Origin of the sequence: Roseivirga sp. UBA1976, from assembly GCF_002336325.1 — a bacterium.
In the GTDB taxonomy this organism is placed as follows: domain Bacteria; phylum Bacteroidota; class Bacteroidia; order Cytophagales; family Cyclobacteriaceae; genus Roseivirga; species Roseivirga thermotolerans.
Genome location: NZ_DDDQ01000140.1, coordinates 35,309 through 44,015, shown reverse-complemented (window position 1 = coordinate 44,015; position 8,707 = coordinate 35,309). Strand labels below are relative to the sequence as shown.

General features: G+C 42.5%; 11 protein-coding genes and 1 tRNA gene. 7 read left to right on the top strand and 5 right to left on the bottom strand.

What is annotated here, in order from left to right; translation table 11 throughout:
* The 5 genes from B3763_RS13965 to B3763_RS13945 all read left to right on the top strand — a co-directional run.
* Nucleotides 1-641, top strand: a 641-nt coding sequence (locus B3763_RS13965) for a WG repeat-containing protein (RefSeq protein ID WP_286747365.1), incomplete at its 5' end; no start/stop codon positions are given.
* 6 nt (nucleotides 642-647) lie between these two features.
* Nucleotides 648-2,267, top strand: a complete 1,620-nt coding sequence (gene pafA, locus B3763_RS13960) for an alkaline phosphatase PafA (RefSeq protein ID WP_286747363.1) — start codon at nucleotides 648-650, stop codon at nucleotides 2,265-2,267.
* A 5-nt stretch (nucleotides 2,268-2,272) separates the two neighbouring features.
* Nucleotides 2,273-2,875, top strand: a complete 603-nt coding sequence (locus tag B3763_RS13955; RefSeq protein WP_286747361.1) for a hypothetical protein — start codon at nucleotides 2,273-2,275, stop codon at nucleotides 2,873-2,875.
* Nucleotides 2,876-3,024: 149 nt separating this feature from the next.
* Nucleotides 3,025-3,264: a GIY-YIG nuclease family protein gene (locus B3763_RS13950; RefSeq protein ID WP_286747359.1), complete on the top strand. Its 240-nt coding sequence runs from the start codon at nucleotides 3,025-3,027 to the stop codon at nucleotides 3,262-3,264.
* Nucleotides 3,255-3,328, top strand: a tRNA-Ala gene (locus B3763_RS13945). The genes B3763_RS13950 and B3763_RS13945 overlap by 10 nt, the downstream gene beginning before the upstream one ends.
* A 343-nt stretch (nucleotides 3,329-3,671) precedes the next feature.
* On the opposite strand, the gene B3763_RS13940 is transcribed toward B3763_RS13945, so the two are convergent.
* Both B3763_RS13940 and B3763_RS13935 read right to left on the bottom strand, forming a co-directional pair.
* On the bottom strand, nucleotides 3,672-4,751 hold the full coding sequence (locus B3763_RS13940; RefSeq protein WP_286747357.1) for a BF3164 family lipoprotein: 1,080 nt from the start codon (nucleotides 4,749-4,751) through the stop codon (nucleotides 3,672-3,674).
* Between the two features lie 194 nt (nucleotides 4,752-4,945).
* A complete protein-coding gene (locus tag B3763_RS13935) occupies nucleotides 4,946-5,416 on the bottom strand; it encodes a C40 family peptidase (protein ID WP_189628430.1) in 471 nt (156 codons plus the stop codon).
* Between the two features lie 124 nt (nucleotides 5,417-5,540).
* On the opposite strand from B3763_RS13935, the gene B3763_RS13930 reads away from it, so the two are divergent.
* Both B3763_RS13930 and B3763_RS13925 read left to right on the top strand, forming a co-directional pair.
* Nucleotides 5,541-6,206, top strand: a complete 666-nt coding sequence (locus tag B3763_RS13930) for a CAP domain-containing protein (RefSeq protein ID WP_189628431.1) — start codon at nucleotides 5,541-5,543, stop codon at nucleotides 6,204-6,206.
* A gap of 2 nt (nucleotides 6,207-6,208) precedes the next feature.
* Nucleotides 6,209-6,802, top strand: a complete 594-nt coding sequence (locus B3763_RS13925) for a hypothetical protein (protein WP_189628432.1) — start codon at nucleotides 6,209-6,211, stop codon at nucleotides 6,800-6,802.
* Nucleotides 6,803-6,888: 86 nt separating this feature from the next.
* On the opposite strand, the gene B3763_RS13920 is transcribed toward B3763_RS13925, so the two are convergent.
* The 3 genes from B3763_RS13920 to B3763_RS13910 form a co-directional block, all read right to left on the bottom strand.
* Nucleotides 6,889-7,383 (bottom strand): acyl-CoA thioesterase, encoded by a 495-nt coding sequence (locus tag B3763_RS13920; RefSeq protein WP_286747352.1) that lies wholly within the window; start codon nucleotides 7,381-7,383, stop codon nucleotides 6,889-6,891.
* Nucleotides 7,384-7,435: 52 nt separating this feature from the next.
* Nucleotides 7,436-8,071, bottom strand: coding sequence for a TetR/AcrR family transcriptional regulator (locus B3763_RS13915; RefSeq protein WP_286747350.1), 636 nt, complete (start codon nucleotides 8,069-8,071; stop codon nucleotides 7,436-7,438).
* Nucleotides 8,072-8,176: 105 nt separating this feature from the next.
* Nucleotides 8,177-8,707: Hsp70 family protein (locus tag B3763_RS13910; protein ID WP_286747348.1), on the bottom strand; the 531-nt coding region annotated here is incomplete at its 5' end.

The window sequence follows — 8,707 nt, the reverse complement described above, 5'->3', positions numbered from 1 at the left end:
CCGCCTTAGCCGATAGCACCGGCCACTACCTGCTCAATTTTGTGTACGATGGCATTGGCTCTAACGAAAGTGGCTATGTAAGCCTCTTAGACAAAGGAAAGTTTGGTGTTATTAACCCTACCAGAGGAATTAACATTGGCCCCAAGTTCGATAAGTTGCTCGAGCCATATTCAGATACTGTATTGGTGGCCACTCAGGGACGGTACAAAGGCTTTGTAAACAAAGAAGGCAAAGCCCTCACTGCCTTTGAGTTCGATGAGGTAACTTACTTCAACGATTCCATTGCCCTGGTAAGAATAGAAAACGAGTGGATGTTGGAAAACATCAGGAATGAAGACCTGCTCTACGAACAGATCGAATCGTTCGAAATCATCGATGTGGGCGAAGAAGATAAAACCCTTTTTATAACCACCGTAAACGGGCAAGGTATTTATAGTGAAAGCATGGGCGAAGTAATTCAGCCCACCTACACCTTTATACGCCTTCTGGGAACTCCGGCCAACCCCGTTTATTTTGCTGTTAAATTGGTGAAGGAAGCCAACATTTATGTAGTTATATACTACGACAAAAAGGGTAATAAACTCTTCACACAAAGTTTCCGCCAAGAGGAATATTATAAAATAGCTTGTCCTACAAATTAATACTTCATGAAAAAAATTACGCTGAGCCTTCTATGCTGCCTTTCATTGGCTACACTTAAAGCACAAAACACCAATCCCAAACTTGTGGTGGGCATTGTGGTAGATCAAATGAAGCAAGAGTACCTATGGCGGTTTGAAAACGATTTTGGTACCGGAGGTTTTAAGCGACTGATGCACGAAGGCTTTATGGCCAAAAACGCACATTACAACTATGCCACTACCAGCACCGGGCCAGGGCATGCTTCAATCTATACGGGCACCACTCCATCAATACACGGCATTGTAAACAACAGTTGGTATAGCCGCCTGTTAAAGCGAGGAGTATACTGTGCTGAAGATACCACGGCCAATGCCGTTGGCGGTAGTGTAAGAAACGGACGCATTTCACCAGCCAACCTCTATAGTTCAACCATTACCGATGAACTCAAAATGTTCACCCAGCAACAAGCCAAAGTAGTGGCCATGTCTATTAAAGACCGAGGTTCGGCTCTTCCGGGAGGCCATCTTTCCGATGGCTCATACTGGTACGATAGCCAAACCGGCAACTTTATGACATCTACCTACTACATGAAAACCCTCCCTGAATGGGTAAGCCAATTCAACGATCGAAAATTGGCCGATGAATACCTCAACAACACATGGACTTTGTTTCTCCCCGAAGAAAACTACACTGAGAGTGGAGAAGATAATTCTAAATACGAAGGTGGCTTTCGAGGCAAGGAAAATCCTACTTTTCCGTATCATCTGGCACAACTTCGCGAACAAAACGGAAACTTTGGCATGCTGCCAAGCACCCCTTGGGGAAACACCATACTCACCGAGCTGGCTCTGGCTTCTTTAGAAGGCGAAAGCCTCGGAGAAGATGAAGTCACTGACTTTTTGGCCATAAGCTACTCGAGTACCGATTACATTGGCCATAACTTTGGCCCACAATCCAAAGAAGTGCAAGACACTTATGTTCGTCTGGATCGGGAAATTGAGCGTTTGCTGAACAAACTCGATGAAAAGTTAGGCAAAGGTAACTATGTGGTTTTTCTTTCGGCTGACCATGCCGTGGCGGAAAACTCTATCCGAATGAAAGAGCTGGGCTTCCGGGCAGACAATTTTGGCAGCCGTAATTTCTCAGAGTACCTTTCCCAAGCTATGAACGAGCGTTTTGGAGAAGCGGAGTGGTTCGAGAATACAGGAATGGACATCTTTTTCAACCATTCCACCCTAAAGACCAAAGGTGTAGACTTGTATGAAGCGCAACTTTTTGTTGCTCAACACGCCATGCAATTTCCAGGTATATACCTGGCTGTTCCGGGCATAGACCTTACTCGCAATAGCTATGAGAGCCATGTGCAATCATTGATTCAGAATGCCTATCACCCCAAAGAAAGTGGCGATGTAAAAATGGTGATGGAACCTGCCTGGCAATGGGGAGGTGCCAAAGGTACAGGTCATGGCAACCCATGGGCATACGACACACACATCCCCATAATGTTCTATGGTTGGGGCATTGAGCCCGGTACATCCGTTAGGCCTATACACATTACCGATATTGCCCCCACCATCAGTATGCTACTCAACATACGAATGCCTAGCGGCACCACTGGGCAACCCATAAGTGAAGCCTTAAAGTAAACAGCATGAAAAGACTTGTACTGATTGCCGTATTTAGCTGCAGTCTATGTTTCACAAATGGCTGGGCACAAAGTAAAGCCCGGGCAAAAGAGGCAAAGAAAGAATTTAAAGAGTACTTGCAGCTTATTGGAGAGTCGGACTGGGACGCTGTTATGGATAGAATTTACCCACAGCTGTTTACAGTGCTTCCAAAAGAAGCTATGACAAGCGCCTTCGAAGCCATTTCGTCCATGGGCTTTAAGATTCAGTTCGACAAAATGAAGGCGTTTGAAATAACCCATCTTGGTCTTGAGGAAAATGGCGATCAAAGTACTGAGGTTTACTTTGGCACCTACAAGGCCAACATACAGGTATACTTTCAGCAAGACATGTACTCTACTGAAGACTTTCCTACCCTTAAGGCGGTATTTGCTGCTAACCCAAAATACAAGTCGGTAGAATTTGTAGAAAAGGGCGGGTATTTCAAGATAGAATCAGAAAGTCATCTATTAAGCCTCTATACGAATAACCGGTGGTATTTTTTAGAGTTAGATACGAAGCAGCTACCACTACTGAAGCAACTGCTTTCTGCTCCGATTTATAGCACAATCGAAGCGACTCTTAAGTAAGCGGTGTGGTTCAAAAGCATTTTTTCTACAATCTATTTTCAGTATTCAGTTCAACCACTATATTTGCGTTCCGTTTGGGGGTTTAGCTCAGCTGGCTACCCGCCCGAGCCGTAACGCTCGGTACGGACGGGGAGCGCTACTACGAGAGAATGTACGTTTACATACTCAAAAGTAAAAAAGATCAATCCCAATATGTGGGAATGAGCGAAGAGCCCGAAAGACGGCTCCAAAAAGAACATAATGCAGGAAAGGTAAAGTCGACCAAATCAAAAATGCCATGGGAGATTGTTTACACCGAGTACTACCATACAATAGCCGAAGCTCGTCAGCGAGAAAAGTACCTTAAAAGTGCTGCTGGCAGAAGGTTTCGCAAATCATTGGGGGTTTAGCTCAGCTGGCTAGAGCGCTACACTGGCAGTGTAGAGGTCACCGGTTCGAATCCGGTATCCTCCACAGCATCAAAAGCCTTGCAGAAATGCAGGGCTTTTTTCTTTAAAGCACTGTTCTGAATCCTCCCTTATAATTATTAATCCGATAGACATCGGTACTGTCCATTATGCCAATGAGGCGATGCTATACATATAACGTGTAGTCTTCCCTTACCCCTAAAAGACGTAGTGTATACAGAACCTTCTGAGTTGTAGAGAGTAACCAACGGCACTTTATATACAATTCTCCAGTTATTCATCACTATTCAAAGTTGAAGAGTAAAGAGAACTTATGCCGGGCAGAATTATTAAAAATCCTAAATACTTACTCTGTTGAACAGTAAAGCTTATTTTGCCAAAGGAACTTCTCACCTGGGACTATCAAAATCTGGCAATTTATAACCGAGAAGATTTGTAGTTTCTTTCTCCTCATCTAGAGCGATTAAAATCTCATCTGATTGGTTAACCGAAATAACCCTAGTATTCTTCTCCAAGCTTAGCAAGGCAAGAAAATTTCCATCCCAATCCAAAACATAAACGCTATTTCCAAGCAAGGCATCGTCACCATCTTTTTCATAAGAGCGACCGCTGTAGAGAAGATAGATAAAACTGTTGGTCACTTCTACATCTATAAATGCCATTTCATTTTTATCGGATACAGTAACCCCAACCAACTCGGCATCACCCGAAGCAAGTTTTCCCGAATTATCAAAAACCTTAGGCTCACGTATATGTATTTTTAAGAGAGAAGTGAGGTGCTCTGAGTACTCCATTAAATCAATATTTGGACCATACATTGAAGCAAATACGATCCTATTGTCCATTGGCCTTTTCTTCATTAACCCTTGATGGGTTAAGTTCCATAATTTCTCAGGTAAGGCTGTTTCCTTCTCAAAGGGATAGTCGATAGCTGATTCAATATGATTGCCAAATCGATCCACTACGTCAAACCTATTTCCAAAATCAATTACATATATTGAGTCAACATGGGCAAAATTAGATGGATTATAGCCCAACTCTGCTACTTTGTTTAAAGTGACATCTTTGTTTCTGAGTGATTTTAAATCCACTGAGTAAATTGCTCCACCGGCATTAGGGACAATAATTTCTAATATATCTGCATTCTTACTATTAAGGTTTGCATTAGAGTAATCAGGTAACTCCTCAGGTCCTTGGCCTTGTACGCCAAACTCAACTAACTTCTCTGCTGTTCGGATATTGTAAACAGAATAATAGAATGGGCCCGGGAAGATTTTATTAATGATCAATAGCGAGTCCTTTAATATAAGATCGCGAATGGGCGACAACTCGTTTCTTAAGAAATCCCAACTATTGTCAGGTGAGAGCTTGAACACTTTCGGCACCTCAATATCACTCTGATCAAAAAGAACCTTCTCTTCTTTACATCCAAAAAATAGTATTGCTATAAAAATATATGCCTTTTTCATAATATGCCCCCGTCTAAGACGGGGGTATGAGGTTTGATTTAAGTTTATAGGGTTACTTACTTAAGTCTCATGGCGTATGTTTCGTTATTTTGCCACCATTTGTGTCTGCACAAATGGTCCCTATAAGGTGCTGTGAAGAAAAAGCTCGTCAAATGACGAGCTTTTTTTGTGGCCGTTTTACAAGCTAATACTTTTTAAAACATGCGCCTTGCTCTCCTGAATTTCTCCAGATAATAAGGGGAATACAGGTTACTTTCAGTAACACCAAGTGAGGTAGAAGCATGAATAAACCAAACCTCAGAACGTCCGCCTACTCTACTTACAATACCCGCATGGTTTATTTGTCGTTTGCTTTTACCTGTGGCAAAAAACACCATGTCTCCAACCTTTAATTCATTCATTTTTACCTTCTTGCCTTGCTTGGCCTGGGCTTCTGAAGTACGAGGCAAACTAACTTTTACACTTCTAAAGGAATGATAAAGCAGTGCCGAACAGTCTATTCCCACTCGGGTGGTTCCTCCATACTTATATGGCGTACCAATGTATGAGCGGGCTGTTTGCACCACAGTCTCTACTTTTTTAGAACGGGCTAAATGACCGCTGCAACTCCACAACGAAAATAAGACAAGCAGAAAGAGGGTTTTTGAAACAATTGATAAGCGCATGAAACTTATGAGGTATGTGGTCAAATTTAATTCTTTTCGTTTTAATTGGGCTTTTCAGCCAAGATCATCTGCGCATTCCTTAAATTAACAAGAGATAGCAAAAGCCGGAAAACCCCTCTGAACAATGAAGTCACTAACATACACATTTTGCATATCGCTGCTATTGGCCCTACCCTTAGAAAGTCATGCACAACGCAAGTGGAAAGAATCGCTGTATTCAGAGATTAATGACAGTAATTTTCGCGACTTTAAGTTATTTCAGAAGCGGCTTGATAAAGAGAAAGTAGACTACCCTTTACTGCAAGCGGCCCTATTTTATGTGACAAACGAAGCCCGTATAGAAAAAGGACTTAACCCTGTAAACCATCAGCCCAATTTGGAGATTATGGCCTATAATCATTCATATCACATGGCCAAAGACGATTTTTTCGATCATACTCACCCCAAAAACAAAAAACGCAGAACCCCGGAAGATCGGGCGGCCCTAGCCGGTATTAAAAACCCTAATATTGCGGAAAATATACATGCCGTTGGTGGCCGGCAGTTTGGTACATATATTGAATTGGCCGATCACATCGTTCAAAGTTGGATAGACTCGCCTCCTCATAGGGCCACTTTGTATTCCGAAAATGTGGTAGAACTCGGCTGTGGTATTTACTACTACGAGGGCAAATGGCAGAAATATAAGGATGTGTACAAACAAGGGAACGGTTTTTGGATAGCTACACAAAACTTCCAATTGTTCACAAAAGTGGAGAGTAAATCGTCAAAAGATAAAGGACCTAACTAAAGATGAAAAAAGTGATTTTGATAGGGCTGCTAACGGTATGTTCGGTGGCTCTGAGTGCGCAACAGTTAAACCCTAAAGATGCCTCGGCCATAGACTCTCAGGTATCTCAATTCCTGACTCTTATAAAGCAACGTAACTATACACAAGTGCTGGATTTTATGTATCCGCCTGTATTTGAGCACACCTCTAAAAAAGATATGTTTCAGGTTTTTGAGCTACTGGAGCAATCGGGTATTGAGCTGAAATTCAAAAATATGGAGGTACTTGATAAGAAAGCTCTACCAACAGTAAAAGAAAGTAAATACGCTCTTATTAAATACAACCTTGAGATGGAGCTTCCGCTAACAACAGATGATTTGAGAGGGATTGCTCCCTTGCTGGTGCCCGCCCTGCAAAGCAATTTTGGCAAGGAAAACGTGGTTTATAATAAGTCTCAAAACTACATTAATGTGAAAGGCCAGAAGTTCCTAATGGGTATTCATGACCCCAAGTACAACAAGTGGCTGTTTCTTATATATGACGACAGCTTCAAGTCGGCTATTGAGAAAACTATTCCGGCAGAGGTTAACAAAAAAGCCGCTGCAGTTGCTTATTAAACCATTTTGAGCCAGGGACAAATAAAAAGACCATCCGTATGATGGTCTTTTAGCCAAACTCTATCTCAATATGAGAAATGAGTAAATCAGTTGATGGCCGGGCTCATTTGTACCCCTGCCAATTTCTTTGCCCTTACTTCCAATCGTTGTTCTTCCAAAGGCTCATGCAACTGCTCCAGAAGCCCCATAAGCTCAGGAGTATGAATTCCACTTCTTAAGGCCTTTAGGTCGTAATGCACGAATTTTGACCATAGAACTGCCTTAACCTGATCCATAGTCTTGTTGTACATAATCATCTCAGCCTGAACATGTTTTTCTGAAAAATCGATCAATTGACTCTGAATTTTCACAGACTCCATAACCAGAGCCGGTTTCATGTAAACTATTTCTGAGTGACCAACCACCCACGACTTCCCCTCTGTTCTGGCCATTCGGAAAATATCCAGATCGTATTCACGAATGAGATGATCTTCTCTGGCGTTGATCATATAGTCCAGGTATTTGGAGTTATTCAAGTGACCAAAAGGATCACAATCCTGAAATCGAATTATGGCTGAAGAAACAGGTTTTTTATTGTACATATGCATGGTCATAATTTACAGACCAGTCGGTCTATATTTGATGAAAAAAATATTACGAATTCAAAATCACTGCTATAAACTTTTTCTGTAATAGCAGATACTTCACATCCTTATGTGCTTTGCTGAGCACATAGGCACCTTCAAACATGGCATAGAGCTCTTCTGCCTTTTGTTGGGCATTGTCTACCCCTCTTCGTTCGAGGTATCCGGCCAGATCGTTCTGCCAACCCACAAAGACTTTCGCACAAGCAGCCCTAATGTCATCGTCTATAGAGCCTGAGGCCATGGCCACAGCCGCAATTGGGCATGCATCCTCAAAATTAGATGCCGTTAGTTCTTCAACCATCACGTCAATCATGGCCGCCAGCCCCTCTTCTGCAGGCTTTCCCCTCAGGGCATTGCCATACTTGTGCATTTGGCTTTCTCCTCCATAATAAACCGCTTCGCGAATAAGCTCGTCCTTACCATTTGGAAAATGATGGTACAAGCTGCCTTTAGGCACGGCTACCTGTTTAAGAATCTCATTGATTCCCGTACCAAAATAACCCTTCTTCCTAATCAAGTCGGAAGTAATACTAATCAGGCGTTCGCGGGTATTCATGTTGTAAATATATACAATTAGACCAAAAGGTCTATTTATCGTTTCAATTTCTTCATTGAAGTATGGCCTTTGAACCTGGGGGTGCATCGGTTGTGTCTCTTTTTCAAAGCCAACTTGCAGGCAAAGACCAAACAAAAAACCCTGACTTCTTCCAAAGTCAGGGTTCAATCTATTGTTTATCGAGTAATAAGGTTATTTCACCTCTTCATACTCTACATCGGATACATCGCCAGTTCCGCCTCCGGCACTGCTATCTGCAGTTTGTTCGCCACCAGCCTGTTGTGCACCGCCTTGAGCTTGCTGAGAAGCAGCATACATTTCTTGAGAAGCTCCTTCCCAAGCCTTGTTCAGTGCTTCAACAGCTGGGTCAATAGCATCCAGGTCTTGTTTCTGGTGCACCTCCTTCAACTTGGCCAAAGCCTCTTCAATTGGCTTTTTGTTGCCTTCAGAAAGCTTATCGCCATATTCCTTCAACTGTTTCTCTGTCTGGAATATGAGGGCATCGGCAGTGTTTAGTTTTTCAACCTTCTCTTTTTCTTTTTTATCTGCCTCGGCATTGGCTTCAGCCTCTTGCTTCATCTTTTGGATCTCCTCATCGGTAAGTCCGGAAGAAGCCTCAATTCTGATTTTTTGCTCTTTGCCTGTGCCTTTATCTTTGGCCGAAACGTTCATAATACCGTTGGCGTCAATATCGAAAGTTACTTCAATTTGAGGCACTCCTCT